This window comes from Massilia mucilaginosa (assembly GCF_011682145.1).
Classification (GTDB): Bacteria; Pseudomonadota; Gammaproteobacteria; order Burkholderiales; family Burkholderiaceae_D; genus Telluria_A; species Telluria_A mucilaginosa.
The window spans coordinates 1-366 of sequence record NZ_WHJH01000246.1 but is presented as its reverse complement, the minus strand read 5'-3'; the positions used below and the strand labels follow the sequence as shown (position 1 = coordinate 366).

Here is a 366-nt window from a genome sequence, read left to right as displayed (position 1 = left end):
CGGCAAAAAGGTCCTGCTCAAGTTCAACCGGGCCCAGCGCTACGTCCATGCGCGCATCGAGGAACAGCGCAAAGAGATCGGCAAGGTCAGGGCGATCATCCTGAAAGGGCGGCAGCAGGGTGCTTCGACCTACATCGGTGCGCGCTTCTACTGCATTTCGTCCATTAACTTCGGCCGCTCGGCGTTCATCGTGGCGCACGAGCAGAAAGCGACCGATAATCTGTTCAAGATGGTCAAGCGCTATCACGGGCACAACCCGTTCGCCCCATCGACCAGTGCGACGAACTCGAAAGAGCTGGTCTTTGACAAGCTCGACGGTGGTTACAAGCTGGCGACCGCCGGCACGGCCGCCGTCGGCCGGGGCAC

General features: G+C 60.9%; 1 protein-coding gene. It reads left to right on the top strand.

The features are described 5' to 3' along the window. Positions 1–366, top strand: a 366-nt coding sequence (locus tag F2P45_RS34710) for a hypothetical protein (protein WP_223164934.1), incomplete at both ends; no start/stop codon positions are given.